Source organism: Vibrio phycocola (assembly GCF_054404255.1).
This window is the reverse complement of sequence record NZ_JBTAMQ010000023.1, coordinates 14,770-29,289: the sequence shown is the minus strand read 5'-3', so window position 1 is coordinate 29,289 and position 14,520 is coordinate 14,770. Positions and strand designations below refer to the sequence as shown.

At 42.6% G+C, this 14,520-nt stretch carries 10 protein-coding genes; 2 read left to right on the top strand and 8 right to left on the bottom strand.

Annotated features, from left to right (window positions below; translation table 11 throughout):
• Nucleotides 1-206: 206 nt before the first annotated feature.
• Nucleotides 207-593: an ASCH domain-containing protein gene (locus ACXJY6_RS19380; RefSeq protein ID WP_456050138.1), complete on the bottom strand. Its 387-nt coding sequence runs from the start codon at nt 591-593 to the stop codon at nt 207-209.
• 338 nt (nt 594-931) lie between these two features.
• Between ACXJY6_RS19380 and ACXJY6_RS19375 the strand changes: the two genes are divergently transcribed.
• Nucleotides 932-1,918 (top strand): integron integrase, encoded by a 987-nt coding sequence (locus ACXJY6_RS19375; RefSeq protein WP_458769349.1) that lies wholly within the window; start codon nt 932-934, stop codon nt 1,916-1,918.
• Between the two features lie 145 nt (nt 1,919-2,063).
• Nucleotides 2,064-4,424, top strand: coding sequence for a response regulator transcription factor (locus ACXJY6_RS19370; protein WP_458769348.1), 2,361 nt, complete (start codon nt 2,064-2,066; stop codon nt 4,422-4,424).
• Between the two features lie 121 nt (nt 4,425-4,545).
• On the opposite strand, the gene ACXJY6_RS19365 is transcribed toward ACXJY6_RS19370, so the two are convergent.
• From ACXJY6_RS19365 to ACXJY6_RS19335, 7 genes are all read right to left on the bottom strand, one after another.
• Complete coding sequence (locus ACXJY6_RS19365) at nt 4,546-6,120, bottom strand: ABC transporter substrate-binding protein (protein ID WP_458769347.1); 1,575 nt, start codon at nt 6,118-6,120, stop codon at nt 4,546-4,548.
• Nucleotides 6,121-6,133: 13 nt separating this feature from the next.
• On the bottom strand, nt 6,134-7,213 hold the full coding sequence (locus ACXJY6_RS19360) for an S-methyl thiohydantoin desulfurase family protein (RefSeq protein ID WP_458769346.1): 1,080 nt from the start codon (nt 7,211-7,213) through the stop codon (nt 6,134-6,136).
• Between the two features lies 1 nt (nt 7,214).
• Entirely contained in the window at nt 7,215-8,780 is a 1,566-nt protein-coding gene (locus tag ACXJY6_RS19355) for a hydantoinase/oxoprolinase N-terminal domain-containing protein (RefSeq protein WP_458769345.1), read from the bottom strand.
• 14 nt (nt 8,781-8,794) lie between these two features.
• Nucleotides 8,795-10,471 (bottom strand): dipeptide ABC transporter ATP-binding protein, encoded by a 1,677-nt coding sequence (locus ACXJY6_RS19350; protein ID WP_458769344.1) that lies wholly within the window; start codon nt 10,469-10,471, stop codon nt 8,795-8,797.
• A gap of 4 nt (nt 10,472-10,475) precedes the next feature.
• A complete protein-coding gene (locus ACXJY6_RS19345) occupies nt 10,476-11,387 on the bottom strand; it encodes an ABC transporter permease (RefSeq protein WP_458769343.1) in 912 nt (303 codons plus the stop codon).
• Nucleotides 11,388-11,393: 6 nt separating this feature from the next.
• Nucleotides 11,394-12,413 carry an ABC transporter permease gene (locus ACXJY6_RS19340; RefSeq protein ID WP_458769342.1) on the bottom strand — a complete coding sequence of 340 codons (1,020 nt, stop codon included), beginning with the start codon at nt 12,411-12,413 and terminating at the stop codon, nt 11,394-11,396.
• Nucleotides 12,414-13,219: 806 nt separating this feature from the next.
• The gene (locus ACXJY6_RS19335; RefSeq protein WP_458769341.1) at nt 13,220-14,497 is read right to left on the bottom strand and encodes an NAD(P)/FAD-dependent oxidoreductase; all 1,278 of its coding nucleotides are present in this window, start codon (nt 14,495-14,497) and stop codon (nt 13,220-13,222) included.
• Nucleotides 14,498-14,520 lie beyond the last annotated feature (23 nt).

Genomic DNA, 14,520 nt, shown 5'->3' with positions numbered 1-14,520 from the left:
ATTTTTTTAAAGAACGGATATGTCTATTAGGATTTCTGACTTTTGCATTTGGACGCTGGAAGCTTAACCTACGCATTATTTGTACCTTATAACGCCTTGTTAAGGTGTGAGGCACGCAATACCCAAGCTCCCGCATAACACCTTAACCACTAAAACCAACGCATAGTAAAAATGCCACGCGTGCCGAATCACTCTTGAACAATTTGTTATGTTTCTAACTCACGTTTGACGGCAATATCCTCAGAATCTGTCAAATCGTAGAATTTACGTTTTGCTATTGCACTCACTGGGTTATCTAGCTTTCTGATATTTTTTAACTTCCATGCCAACCAGCCCTCTTCAAACTCTGACTCATCACAGCCTGAATGTTTGCAGTCCTCTTTTACCCATGGTTCACTTGAGACAATATCAACAATAGCCACAACTCGACCATCAACATCTTCGTCACCGTATTTCGTTAGACGTGTGTTATTTTGAACCAAAGCAACATTTAGCATTGGTAGTAGTTCTGGACTCCATGATCTAATTTCCAATGACTTTAATCCATTGGCGATCATTGTTCCCCACGGCTCAACTACTGATAGAGCTTTCAAGTTTTCCTCCATGAAACATAACATTTTTAATAATATGCCGGCTCGTTTTTACAGGCTAACTTTATAGCCAAAAAAAACCAACAAGCTACTGTTTTATATTGGATAAATATTAATACTTCACCAATTTAGTACTAAAAAAACGAGCCAACATAAAACATCTTTCAATTTTGGCACGTTATCCCAATGGTGCTCATACTTAACCTAATAATATGTAACATGTTTCTCATTTTTTCTCTAGAAAAACGAGCCAACTTCAACGACAAAAACACACTTTATTCATTCAAATTCCACCTCGCCTTCCAATAAGCTGTATAAAAACACATTATTGAGCGATTCATATGGCAAGCAAATTTATAGAAGAACTCAGGCAAGGTATTCGTCTAAGGGGTTACAGCCTTAAAACCGAGAAGGCCTACCTCTATTGGATCAAATTTTATATAAGACACCATAAACTTCGCCATCCCACCGAAATGGGAAAGAAAGAAGTGACTGAATTTTTATCCTTCTTAGCAAATGAACGGTATGTCGCGGTTAATACTCAGAAAGTTGCACTAAACGCCTTAGCGTATTTATACAATAAACATCTAAACCTTCCGTTTGGTGAACTTGGTTTTTCACACGCCAAAAAACATAAAAAGATACCCATAGTATTATCATCGCAAGAAGTTCAATTGCTACTTAATCAACTAAGCGGGCAATACAAGCTCATTTTTTCTTTGCTCTACGGATCAGGCCTTCGTATTAATGAATGTTTACGGTTGCGTGTACAAGACATCGACTTTAATCACAAATGCATAGTTGTTAATAACGGCAAAGGAAACAAAGATCGAACGACGTTGCTTAGTCCATCTTTGATTGATCCCATTCAACACACTATTGAGTGCGCCACGCGAATTCAAATCTCCGACAATAAACAAGGTATTGGCCCTTCACTTCCTTTTGCTCTTCATCGAAAATATCCGAACGCCTATCGTCAAAGTGCATGGATGTTTTTATTTCCATCACAATCCATCAGCCCTCATCCTGTAGCGAAGCAATTATGCCGCCATCATCTTCACGACTCAGCACCACGTAAGGCATTGAAAAAAGCTGTGTTCAACTGTGGCCTACAAGATAAGAGAATTACTTGTCATACCTTTCGTCACAGTTTCGCCACTGAACTATTAAAATCAGGTCAGGACATCCGCACTGTGCAAGAGTTGTTAGGCCATAGCGATGTGTCTACAACGCAAATCTATACCCATGTTTTAGGGCAGCACTTCGCTGGAACACACAGCCCGTTAGACTTAATGGTCTCTAACAACAAAACGATAACGGATTTTTAAAGCTCGGCGTCTTACTCAAGCCCAAATTCGTTAGCCAGCACATATGCAAAAACTAGCGTCGCGTGACCGCAACAATCAATTTCAGTTAATGGCGTGTAATTTATGATAACTTAGTGAGTATCGTACATAACCTCGCGCTTGGCCCATGATCGAGAGACTTCCCTTACTTCATACACTTACTTCTCTTAACGCTCCAATAGTGATTCTCAATGGATTACCGGGCAGTGGAAAATCGGTAGTATTACGTCAATTAGCCAAATATCTGGGCTGTGATGTGAGTAAAGTTTTACCTAGCCCTGGTGAACATGGTGATAATGCGCACCTAATTTGGGATCCTGTTGGACGAGGGTTCTATCAACACTTGGATCAAGTTTTACAGCTCTGTGAAGAATTAGAAATCAGAGAACAAACCTTATTTATTAGCGCCAGTTGGGTGGGCAACAATAAAATATTATCCCAAGCGTTGTTGTACGGAAAACTCGCGATCATTGACCAGTCTGAATTAATGTTTTCCGAGCAAGAAATCTCGACACTATACCCGAGCGAATCTTCTACCATTTATTTACACACTAAAGGTTGGCCAGTATTAGTATCCAATTGGGCTGAACTGGGTAGCGAAAGATACAAAGAGTCACTACAAGAATATGTCAAAGCAAGGATCCTCCCTACGCTTCCCTATCATGAGCAGCGACTCCTTATAGCATTAGCTTTTTGTTCGGCTATTCCCTTAGCGCAGGTCAACGTTGAAAAGACCCATATCGAAGTGCTGGCTCCCCTAATAATTCTGGAAAAAAACAGCCAATTCGTTTTGGGCATTCCGTATTTAAAGCAGACCCTAATCGATATCGCAAAAGCCGATCCTCGGGTTTATCAGGAAACAATGCGACTTGTGGCAAAAAACCATTTTTATATGAATAATCATTTAATTGCGATTAAAACGGCGATTGAAACCAATAATCTAGATCTTGCGATTAAGTGGTTTAAAAAAAGTGGTGGCGGAATGTATGGCTATCGTCATAGCTTTGGAGAGCTAGAGCAGCTTCTGGATTGCTTCCCTGAGGAAATTATCGAAAGCAACCTTCACCTTAGCTTAGCAAAAACTATTTACTTTCTTAAAAATCAACGACTTTTAGAAGCAAGAGAATTCATTGAAAGGCTAAACCTTTCCGATCAAAGATATACGCGAAATAAACAAGACCAAGCGGTAGCGACGCTTATTCAAGGAAAATATGAAGCCTACTTTACTTCGGATCCTCACGAAATAAGAGTAAATAAGCTCCTGAAATTGGAATTCATACTCGCATCTGATCCCGATGCAATGATGATCTACTATGGAATGGTTTCAATCAACTACAGCAATCTGGGAAACTGGTTTCAAGCGGCTGTGTATCAACAAAAAGAACTGGATCTTGCGACCAAATGCAACGTGCCTTATCTCAAGTTTTACAGTCATTTTAATCTGGCTCGCATCAATTTGAGAATGGGATTCATCGAGATTGCTGAACAACATGTCTTAAAAGCTAAAAAGAACATTACAAGAATTGGTTACTACCAGTCTTTAAGTTTTGAACGGAATTTCATTGATCTTATTGATGGAATGCTGGCTTTACTTAAAGGAGATATTAAATTGGCCTACAAGCTGTGGGACAAAGTCGGGATTTTAAGAAAGCACTCCGAGGTGTGGCCAGAGTTCCTTACTCAGTTTCATTTTTATGGTATTAGTTGTCACCTTATTGCCAACGAAACAGAACAAGCAACGTCGCTACTCGATCAACTGCATTATGAGTATCGAATATACTTCTCTGATGAACAAGGCAATATTTATTTTAATCTATTGGCGGTTTTGATTCTGCAGCAACAACAACGTTGGGTGGAAGCTGAGCATAAACTGACATCAATAGAAACCAAAGATGGGAACATAACGGGATCGGTTCTCGATCTCTATCGTTGGATGTCTCGGCGCAATGAGGTCGGACTCATATGTATTCATAGAAGTCGAAAACACCAAACCTTCCTTCCTGTTCAATATAAAGATACTCCATGGACAGATGTCTGTTATGCGCTTCAAGACCTTAAACTGCTCTGGTTTAATCAAGAATATACGCTCTTAGCTCCTCGATTATTGTCACTGTTTCAGCGAGCTAACGAATTAGATCTTTGGCTCCCACTACTCTTTGAAATGGAGTGGTTAAATCAGGCAGTGAAAAAGGTCAAGAGCAGCGCAAAAAACCGTATTCGTCATACTCATTACGAACGCACACTTTTAATCTGGACAGAAAAGAGCCAACAAAGCCCGAGAAGTACCAATACCGACGAGTTAACAGCAAAGCAGTTATTGATTGTGCAGAGGCTTGGCGAGGGGCTTTCCAATAAGCAGATTGCTCAATACACTGGACTATCAGAAAATACTGTTAAGTTTCATTTAAAGAACTTATTTAAAAGATTTGATTTAGAAAGTCGCCAATCGCTAGTTCAATTGGCGAACCAGAAAGGCTGGATCCGCTAAGTTTCACAAACCAAGGGATGCATCGAAATATGGAGATGCTTCAGATTGGATAACTATTCTTAAGGAAAAAATACGTATTCATTTCTGCCATAGTGGGAATCCCCACTATGGCAGAATGGCATTAACGGCCTGCTGGTCGACATGTCCAATTTAAGTTAGAGAAATCATAAAAGAAGCTCTGGATTGGAATAAATTTCAAATCACTCAAACACGTATTTACCGCCATCCGATAACGAGTGGTTTGTAAGAATGAATCAACTTGATTATCGACAATATATTGTTGCAGCGACTTATAGATCTCATTACGCTTCGTCGCATCCAATTCGGTACCCGCAGCATCGATCATGTCATCGACTTGTTGATCATTTAACCATGACATTGAAGCCCATGATCCTGCTGATTTTGAAGAGTACTGATTGAAGAATACGGATTGAGGAGACGAATACGTCGGCCCAAAGAAAATTTGGTTTACGTGTGGTGTGGTTTCTGGTTTCGCAGCAATCTCCGTTACTCGGCTCCACGGATCAGCTTGTAGTGTTGGTTTAAAGCCGATTGCTTGCAAGTTTGCCTGCATCATTAATGCAATTTCTTCTTCGTAAGCAGGACCGGCTACGTAACCAAGTGTCAGTGGAATCGGTTTTCCTGCATATTTGGATTTCTTAACGTATTCAGCGGCTTTTTCTAGATCTAACTTTGGCGGTTCCAAGGTATCTAAGAATGCATCTTTAAACAACGATGCAAGTGGGCCAGCCATTGATTCGCCAGGATGCAACTCTTCATTAATCAAATCATAATCGATCGCCAAAGAGATCGCTTTGCGGATATTCACGTCATCCGTTGGTGGAAGTTGGTTATTATACTTAATGTAATACCCTGTCGCCGTGCCAAGGTTTTGAATTCGATAGTTGTCCAACTTACCGAGCGCTGTCAATGTTTCATTGGCTTGATAGATACTGCTGATATCGAGCTCACCTTTGTTTGCCAGTGCCTTAACCGTTGATTCATCTTTGGTGACCAGAATTCGAACAGTTTCAATAGGGTTTGGCTTAAAACCTTTAAAGTAGTCACGGTTACGTGTCATCATAATGCGACTGCCACGCTGCCAGTCGTCCAATACATATGGCCCAGAACCAACAGGATTAGAGGCAATGAACTCTTGTGCCCAGTCATCACTTTCACCTTGCTCCATCGCTATATCCGAGTTAATAACGAACAAAAGTGGTGTCATTGCAAGAAACGCGGATGACGGTTGTTTTAAGTTAAATACAACGGTTTTATCATCGATAGCACGTACCCCGTCTGCGTCCAAATCAGACTGGATAAAACCCGCTGGTCCTTCATTAATTGATAGCAAGCGCTTAACCGAATACACGACGTCTTTTGCGTTAACTATCGAGCCATCTTGAAACTTAGCATCATCGGCAAGATAAAATGTGAATGTTTTTCCATCAGGTGTAATATCCCAACTTTTGGCCAAACTTGGGACAATGTTCCCTTTCGTATCGGCAGTGGTAAGTCCATCATACAGATTGACCGCCATTAAATATTCCGTGTAGTCCGTAACCTTCGCAGGATCAATACTCCCTACGACTTGAATGACATTCATAGTCGCCGTCAAGTCATCATAGCTTTCCGCCAATGCGGGTGCTGTGGAAAGTAACGCTGAAGTAAGCGCAGCAATTGCTTTTAATTTCATAACATAAATCCTTTTAGTCTTGATTGAATGGTACGTAGTCAATGTCCTGATAGCCAAAGGCTGCCGGGCCAATAATTTTCAGTGCGCGTTCTGACCGAAGAAGTGGATGACAAGGAATTGCGAGCACAGCGATTTTCTGACCATAGCGCAACACCTCAGTAGTAATGGCGTGTCCTGTTTCTATATCAAGAATGATGATGAGATCGGGCACACTACATGCAACTGCTTGATCAATTTTGAGAATCAGATTCTCATTTTGGATATCCACGCTGGCCGTTTGTTCGATATAACGACCACTTCCTTCAACTTGCAATGTTCCGCGTGTAAATCCTGCAGACATTTTTCGTTCCAAATCGATGATTTTTCCTTCAAAAAGAACCTGCCCATTTTCCTGACGACAGATTTCTTCAATCGGGTTTAATTTTTCTTTGTGGGCGTTTATTACCGCTAAACCAAGGTTTTTAGCTTGAGTAACGGTACTTGGAATCGCGAATTGTTTGACAAAACTGCCTTTCATTGGGGCTTCAACCATACCAGCAGAAGCCCCCATCTGAACCACACAAGCACGCGCTAACCTTTCAAGCCAAAACTCATCTTTCAGGTTCTCAAAGATAACGGTATTACCGTGAGCATCAGACATTGCGGAGGGCGCACTGCAATGTCCGTAAATGCTAAAACTGGTCATTTGCATTTCAGGAAAAGCACGTCCCATACCATCGCCATCAACTAACGGTAGCCCCATAATTGCAGCAATAGCGGCAGGACGTATCCCGTTGGCACCACCGATTTCAACGGGAATAATGGCGTCAATTTTTTTACCTATATTTTCTTCAAGAGCATAAATAGCTCGAACAATTTCATTTCCTTCACAGATCTTTTCCATGGAAACCGCTGGAGCTCCAATGTTGCCCACAGAGACAACCAAAGCTTCATCATCCAGTTCATTCAATCCGATCAACTGAACTCTGCCACCTTTTTCCATTTCTGCCAGCGTGTGCAGCTTACCGTAATAGGGATTACCTCCCCCACCTGTACCGAGTATTGCAGCACCAATTTCTATCGCTTCAATATCATCTCTTGTTAATTCAATCATGTTAAAACTCCAGATCGCCAACGACTTTTATGTGTATACGTGTTGCATTTCCTGGCAGGTAAGCGAGGGGCACATCTTCCTGATCAACGACCGTAATCGATGAGACCAAAGCTCCTGCTTGCACTGCTTTATCTGTTGCAATAGATATGGCATCGGCAATGGCGTCGCTGCGACTGATATCAGACAAGCTGTATATTTTGTCAACCTCACCACTCACTTGTGCAATAGCGGCTCCGACAGCGTTGGCGACAGCATAGTGGTTTGGTTTAATAACCTTTAGGGAACCAATTTGATTCGGTGTGAGTATGGAACCACCGCCCACGACAATCACGGGGATTTGGGCTGAAGAAAGCCGATTTTTTTCAACGGTTTCTAATATGGTTTGGTCAATCTCTTTTAAGGCAGAAGCGATCAATGAAGACGCTATTGAATCAACCAAAGCCGGGTTTCCAACCTCTGCCCGTCCAGCACATACAGCAATATCAGTAGCGGTGATTTGTGTACCTCCAAAAACCAGAGCTTCTTCAGCAATCCGATAGCCGACACTTTTCGGTCCTACTTTTGCTATTGTTCCAGAAAGATTTTGGCTAAATTCAACGCAACTGCCGCCCCCTAAGCCCACCGAAACCATATCTGGCATTCTGAAATTGGTTCGGATGCCACCGACATCAACACTCATCGACGCTTGACGAGGAAAAGAGTTCTGTACTAGACCGACATCGGTAGTGGTGCCACCAATATCAACCACAATGGCATCTTGTTCTCCAGATAGGAACACAGCACCACGCATTGAGTTAGTCGGTCCACTAGCAAAAGTAAGCACTGGAAACTGTTTAACAAATTCGGCATTCATCAGCGTGCCGTCATTTTGTGTGATAAAAAACGGGCAGTTAAGACCACAAGATTTAAGAGCCGAGGAAAATGCAGTCACCGTTTTTTCACTCAGAGATAATAAGCTGGCATTAAGAATGGCTGCGTTTTCTCGCTCCAACAATCCAATTCGCCCGACTTCGCTTGCCAGTACCACTCGACATTCTGGGTAATAATGAGTTAACAGTTCAGCCGCACGTTTTTCGACATCATCATTGACCGGGCTGAAAACACTATTGATTACCGCTGATTTAATCGATTTTCTTTGTAGATCGAGTGCTATCTCTTTGATGTAATTTTCATCAAGCGGATTAATCTCTCGCCCATCAAACTCATAACCTCCATTTACCAAATAACTACCAGCATCAATTATCTCGCGAATATCAGCTGGCCAGTCCGAAAAGGGCGGAACACTAAGCGTTGCTGGCAAACAAATACGAATAACAGCTGTTTGCGTGAGATGCCTGCGCTCGACAACAGCATTAGTAAAATGTGTGGTACCAATCATCACGCCTTGAATATCAGTGTGTGGTACACCTGAAGTATCAAGAACTGCTCTTAAGGCATTTTCTATTCCGGTTGTAACATCTTCAGATGTAGGTTGCTTTGTTGTGGCAACGACCTGATCGCGTTCCATGAGCACCGCGTCGGTGTTTGTACCACCAACGTCAACCCCTATCCTGTAATTGGTTGTCATCATTTCTCCTTAATTTATACCTGTTGAAGGACACTTAACGCATCTTCATCACTGATTGCGGGTTTGTGTTGCTCTTCTTCATCGCTGATGACAGGTATTGCTCGTATCAATGCCTTGGTGTAAAGGTGTGTGGGCTGTTTAAAAATATCATCCGCCGTGCCGGCTTCGATAAACTCGCCACGAAACATAATGGCGACTCGGTTACAGAAATTTCTCATCAGACTGAGATCATGAGAAATAAAAATGTAGGTAAGTCCCAGCTCAGTCTGGAGTTTTTCCAATAGTTCTATTACGTTTTTTTGCACAGACACATCCAGAGCCGATGTTGGTTCATCGAGCACTAAAATCTTGGGATTGGCCGCTAATGCTCGAGCAATCGCCACCCTCTGCTTTTGACCTCCAGATAGACTAGAGGGATACATTTGGGCGTATTCGGCAGGAAGCTCGACAAGCTCCAAGAGACGATTAATCTCGCGTTCTCGATCCACTGTTCGGGCAATATATTTGAGTGGGACTTCAAGTGTTTGAGCTACTGTACGACGAGGATTAAGCGATGCCGCCGGATTCTGATGCACTATCTGAATACTGTGACAGTTTTGTTTATCATTGCGCCAGATCTCAAGTGGCTGTTCCTCAATCATGATGCGACCACTGGTGGCATCAATCAGCCCCATAATCATTCGTGCAATGGTGGTTTTACCCGATCCTGATTCTCCGGCAATTCCATAAGTATCACCTTTTCGAATATCGAGAGAGAGAGGCTTTACCGCTACGACTTCCGACTGAACTTTACCCCTCCAATTTTTCTTGGTGATAAAACGCTTTTCAACTTCAACTAATCGAACCAATGTAGGTTGTTCGGGTAAATTGTCAGTGTTAACACTCGCCTGAAAGAGTTTAGGTACCGCGTTAAATAAGCGAAGAGTGTAAGGGTGTGATGGATTAGAGAAAATATCCGAAACATTTCCCTGCTCTACAATTCGCCCATGCTGCATGACATACACTCGATCGGCTGTTTTTCTGACAACACCTAAATTATGCGTAATCATGAGAAGTGCCAGTTGTTCCTCACGAACAAGCTGATTAATTAGCTTAATAATCTCATCTTGAGTGGTGACATCGAGCGCTGTTCCAGGCTCATCAGCAATGAGTAATCGAGTCGGATGCAGCAACGCCATGGCGATTAAAACACGCTGTCGCATACCACCAGACAATTGCCACGGATAAGCGTTGTAGACTCGCTCAGGTTCAAGAAGTTTGACCTTTCTTAATACCTTGAAGATATGTTGCTTTCTTTCTTGCTGGGTTTTCTTTTGTCCCAAGCGCTTTTCGCCTGCTCTCATAATATCGCTTAAATGAGTCCCGATACGAAACACTGGGTTAAAAGACGTTTGGGGATCTTGTTGAATCATTGACATCACAGAGCCTTTTAAGGCTTCTCGCTCGGATGCCTGCATCGCTAGGGCATCATTGCCTTCAACCAGAAGCTCTCCACTCTCGACAACGATGTGTTCGGAGTTCAATGTACCAATCAAAAACTTACTGGTGACACTTTTTCCGGAGCCAGATTCACCAATTAATGCGACCCGCTCCCCGGGGGCAATACTTAGTGAAACGTTATGTAGCACTTTACGTGTGCCGCCATAGACTTTAAAAGCAAGGTTAAGATCGTTAACTTCAATTAAATTCATCCCATTACACCTCGACATCGAAGAAATCACGCAGACCGTCACCAAGCAGGTTAAAACCAATGATGGCATAGAGTATTGCTAGGCCAGGCATAATGGCTTCCCACCAGTATTCTGGTAGATAACTTGATCCAGTTGACACCATGGTTCCTAGATCCGGAGTCGGAGGCTGAACACCAAGACCAAGAAAGCTAAGAGTTGCGCCAAATAAGATGACAAACCCAGCATCTAAAGTTGTTTTAACGCTGATAGCAGCAATGCAGTTTGGTAGGATTTCCTTAGTAATAATATGCCAGTGAGAGGCTCCCGACAGACGAGCGGCTTCGATAAAGTCTTCAGTAACAATGCTTTTGGCAAGTCGGTAAATAAGGCGACAATGCCAATTCCACCAAAGGAAAGAGATCGCAATCATTGCATTGATTAAACTGGGTTCGAGAATAGAGGTAATCGCCAGAGCTAGCGCAAGCGGTGGTACTGCCAGCAACATATCATTCAAGCGCATGATCACTTGCTCTAGCCAACCACCAGCATACGCTGCAATAATCCCTAGAAGTACGCCAACAGGTACGGAAATAGCAAGAACACCAACAACCAATGTAAGCGAGATACGGTAACCAAAGATCACTCGGCTAAGAATATCTCTACCAACATTATCGGTGCCCATCCAATATTCCATACTCGGTGCAAGATGCCTGGCTCTGAAGTTAACAAAGCTCCCCGCATGCTCTGGATAAGGAGAAAACATTGGAGCAAATATCGCCAAAAGCACAACGCTAAGAACAATAATTAAACCGATAACGGCGGTATAATTTCGAGAGAAACGGTACCATGCACGCCCAAAATTTGAGTATTGTTTCGTAGCAGACTCCATAGAGTATTCATTGAGTCCGTTAGGCAGTCGAGAATCCACATTTGGCATAAATTGTTACCTCCCTTTTTGCGTTACGCGTGGATCGACAAGACCGATGATAAAGTCGATAACTAAATTAGCGACAATGAAGAAGATACCTGAGACAAGCACAACGCCGACCACCGCATTAAAGTCTTTGTGCAAAATTGAGCGCACTCCATAACTTGCAACTCCAGGCCAAGAAAACACCATTTCCACCACAAAAGCGTTCCCAATTAGTGAAGCAAACTCAAGACCTAAGATTGTTAACGGTGCCGAAGCACTTAGGCGCAACAAGTATTTAAAATTTACTAAAGGCCGTGACACACCACAGGCTCGAAGTGTTTCTACGTGATCTCGATGACTGAATTCGATCATCGAAGAGCGTGTAATACGCATAACCTGGGCAATACCAGCCGCCGAAAGAGCAATCGCCGGGAGTAATATATGTAATAAGGCGTCTATAAAGGCATCAATACGACCACTAATCAGCGAGTCCACCAGGAGTAATCCGGTATGTGAAGCGGTAAAGTCAATACCGCTGGAGATGCGTTCTGTTACAGGAAGGTTGAACCAACCAACACTGGCCATTAACTGTAAAATAATCGCTAACAGAAAAGATGGAGTAACCACTCCAATGAGTGAAGCGATCCTAGAGAATTGATCGAACCAACCATTCGGTCGATAAGCGGCAAATAAGCCCAATGGAATACCGAGGCAAGCGGTAAACAATACAGCAACGATGACTAACTCGAGAGTTGCAGGCAAAGCTTGCTGAATATCGGTGAGAACTGGACGACTTGTCATCGTTGACTCTCCCATATCACCATGGAAGATATGGTTAATATACTGCCCATACTGGCTAACCAGCGGGTCATTTAGACCCATTTTTTCCCGAAGCTCTGCCACTTGTTCCTGTGTTGCCATTGGACCGAGTGTAATCCGCGCTGGATCACCGGGTACGAGTCGAGCGATAGAAAAAATAATAATCGACAGACCAACAAATACCAGTAGTAGTCTGCTAGCTCGAATCGCTAAATAATAAAGCGTATCCATAATCATCCTTGTGTGGATTTCCTTTATTATTCAATCTACAGACAGCGTCAAAGTAGGCAACAACTCAGATGGGTAGTTTATTTACTTATTGAGGTATTTAATGCCTAACTATGTTTAATATATATTGAAAATCCACCAATAAAGGTAGAATCAGGCTAACAACCTCACCCCTACAAGCACCAAATACAACCCTACAAAACGTAACCATGTATCCAAGCTATTTGACCTTAGCGATGTTTCTACAACGCAAATCTATACCCATGTTTTAGGGCAGCACTTCGCTGGAACACATAGCCCGTTAGAATTAATGGTCTCGAACAACAAAACGGAAATGGTTCTTTAGATAGAACTCCCTTATTTCTATCAATGACAATGAAGCAGTATAAAAAACAAAAACATGACAATAATTAAGCGGAAATACTGAAAGGAAAAGCGTCTTTATTGAGCGCAGGCGTCACCGAGGTGCCTCCAGAACGACAAAACCCCGATAACTCATTGAGCTATCGGGGTTTTATGGAATAAATGGCACGCCATACAGGTATAATCCAATATAATTCATGTAGTTACACCTGGTTTTGTCAATTTATATCTCTGTTTATTTTCAAGATGTTACGAAAATACACAATTCTATCCAAGTTTACGAAATTAGCTCAAAATTGTACATTTTTGATGTAGCAGGCGTCACCGATGCGTCACGGGGTTTCGATAAGATTATCATCTTGATCTATGAGATAGAACTAAACTCATGTCTGAATAACCACCGACTTGATAAACTCCTTCAAGTTATTTCTTACTTTAAACTAGTGCTAAAGCATATCCCTTACACGGTAATACGCCATCCCTAATACCATAAGCGGGGTTCTAAACACTCTTCCACCAACAAAAGGCAAGTGAGGAATTTGTTGGAACACATCGATTCGATTAGCCGTTCCAGCTACTGCTTCTGCCATTAATTGCCCCGCCAACCCAGTTGCTGCAATGCCATGACCTGAAAAACCTTGGGCGTAAAATACATTTGATTTCAACCGTCCAAAGTGAGGAGCTCGGTTGATCGTAACCGCCACGTTTCCTCCCCAAGCGGATTCAATTTTTGCCTGTTTCAGCTGAGGGAAAACATTGACCATGCTTTTGCGCATTGTTGCTTCCAAGTTCGCAGGTTCAAGACCTGAGTAACTAACTCTCCCTCCAAATAGCATTCTGTAATCACCCGAACAACGGAAGTAATCAAGCACAAAGTTAACATCACTTGCCGCGATGTGATTTTTCATCAAACCCAGCGCAACATCTTTACCTAGAGGTTCGGTTGCACACATGTAAGTACCAACTGGCATCACTTTGGATTCAAGCGGGTAACTCACCCCCTTCAAATACGCGTTGCCGGCAAGAATGACATGATCTGCCACGACCTGACCCTTATCTGTTATAACAGTGGCCGGTTCTCCATGTTGAATATTCCTAACTGCACTGCCTTCAAAAAATTGCACGCCCGCGTCTTTCGCTGCCTTTACCAAACCCAACGTATAATTTAGTGGGTGAAGATGGCCACTATTTGAATCAAACACGCCAGAGGTGTAGCGCGTACTGTCTATATTCTCTCTAACTTTATTTTGGTCCCACAGTTCTAAAGATTCATATCCGTACTGCTCAACCAATTGTTGATGCCATTGCTTAAGTTCACGATCGTGGCGTTCCTTGACGCCCAAAACAACCGCACCATCACGCCAATCACATTCAATATTATGTTTCGTTATATTTTCTTTCGTCACTGCTAACGCTTCAATGGATAGGTCCCAGAGCTTTTTGGCATCATCTTTATTGACGAGCTTTTCAATGGTATCTTGCTCACAACCCCAGCCTAATAGTGCTTGTCCTCCACTACGACCTGAAGCTCCCCATCCGACTCGCTCTGCTTCTAAGACAATCACCTTAAATCCTTTTTGCGCCAATTCTAAGGCAGCTGAAGCACCTGTAATTCCAGAACCAACCACACAAACATCGACCCGCTCGTTGTTTGTAAGCTCTGGAAAATCAAAATTCTGGTTGGCACTTTGAGCATAATAAGATTGTGCATGCTGTTGTTTCATTATTTAACGTCCTTATTGCCTAA

Bases quoted from the DNA above. Each gene is read 5' to 3' on its own strand.
- ACXJY6_RS19345 (WP_458769343.1), bottom strand. From the start codon at position 11,387: ATGCCAAATGTGGATTCTCGACTGCCTAACGGACTCAATGAATACTCT.
- ACXJY6_RS19360 (WP_458769346.1), bottom strand. From the start codon at position 7,213: ATGATTGAATTAACAAGAGATGATATTGAAGCGATAGAAATTGGTGCT.
- ACXJY6_RS19365 (WP_458769347.1), bottom strand. From the start codon at position 6,120: ATGAAATTAAAAGCAATTGCTGCGCTTACTTCAGCGTTACTTTCCACA.
- ACXJY6_RS19340 (WP_458769342.1), bottom strand. From the start codon at position 12,413: ATGGATACGCTTTATTATTTAGCGATTCGAGCTAGCAGACTACTACTG.
- ACXJY6_RS19375 (WP_458769349.1), top strand. From the start codon at position 932: ATGGCAAGCAAATTTATAGAAGAACTCAGGCAAGGTATTCGTCTAAGG.
- ACXJY6_RS19350 (WP_458769344.1), bottom strand. From the start codon at position 10,471: ATGAATTTAATTGAAGTTAACGATCTTAACCTTGCTTTTAAAGTCTAT.
- ACXJY6_RS19335 (WP_458769341.1), bottom strand. From the start codon at position 14,497: ATGAAACAACAGCATGCACAATCTTATTATGCTCAAAGTGCCAACCAG.
- ACXJY6_RS19370 (WP_458769348.1), top strand. From the start codon at position 2,064: ATGATCGAGAGACTTCCCTTACTTCATACACTTACTTCTCTTAACGCT.
- ACXJY6_RS19355 (WP_458769345.1), bottom strand. From the start codon at position 8,780: ATGACAACCAATTACAGGATAGGGGTTGACGTTGGTGGTACAAACACC.